1 protein-coding gene and 1 pseudogene are annotated in these 773 nt (G+C 63.9%); both read right to left on the bottom strand.

From position 1 onward, the window contains the following. Positions 1-217: pseudogene (locus tag RT123_RS12485) on the bottom strand (glutathione peroxidase); the annotation flags it as partial. Positions 218-232: 15 nt separating this feature from the next. Then, positions 233-773, bottom strand: a 541-nt coding sequence (locus tag RT123_RS12480; RefSeq protein WP_313009443.1) for a 2-oxo acid dehydrogenase subunit E2, incomplete at its 5' end; no start/stop codon positions are given.

The following is a 773-nucleotide window of genomic DNA, read 5'->3' as shown; positions in this document are numbered from 1 at the left end:
CCGGCTCCTGCTCGCCGAACTGGTTGCAGGGAAAGCCCAACACCTCAAACGGCTGATCGGCGAACGCGCGGTGCAGCTTTTCGAGGCCGTCGTACTGCCCCGTAAAGCCGCACTTGGACGCCGTATTGACGATCAACAACGCCTGACCGCGAAAGCGATCGAGCGAAACGTCCGTGCCGTCGATGGCGCGGGCGGAGAAGTCATAGACCGAGGTCATGACCTCACCCTCCCCTTAGGCCAGCATCGCGACGGGATCTTCGATCAGCGGCTTGAACGCCTGCAGGAAGCGGGCGCCGATCGCGCCGTCCACCACGCGGTGATCGCAGGTCAGGGTCACGGTCATGACGGTAGCCGGCACGACCTGGCCGTTCTTGACGACCGCGCGTTGCTCGCCCGCGCCCACGCTCATGATGCAGCCCTGCGGCTCATTAATGATCGAGGTGAACTGCTTGATGCCGAACATGCCCAGATTGGACACCGAGAAGGTGCCGCCCTGGAACTCTTCGGGCTTCAGCTTGCGGTCGCGGGCGCGCTTGGCCAAGTCCTTGGACTCGGTCGCGATCTGCGCCAGACCCTTGGTTTCGGCCTTTTTGATGATCGGGGTGATCAGGCCGCCGTCGATCGCCACCGCCATGGAGACATCGGCGTTGTGGTGCATGGCGATGCCTTCGGGCGTGTAGGAGGCGTTGGCCTCCGGCACCATCTTCAGGGCCAGGGCGGCGGCCTTGATGACGAAGTCGTTGACCGAGACCTTGATCCCTTGCGGCTCCAGC

Origin of the sequence: Brevundimonas vesicularis (assembly GCF_032067225.1) — a bacterium.
Lineage (GTDB): Bacteria > Pseudomonadota > Alphaproteobacteria > Caulobacterales > Caulobacteraceae > Brevundimonas > Brevundimonas vesicularis_F.
Note: the sequence above shows the minus strand (reverse complement) of the source record. Positions and strands in the feature narration are given on the sequence as shown.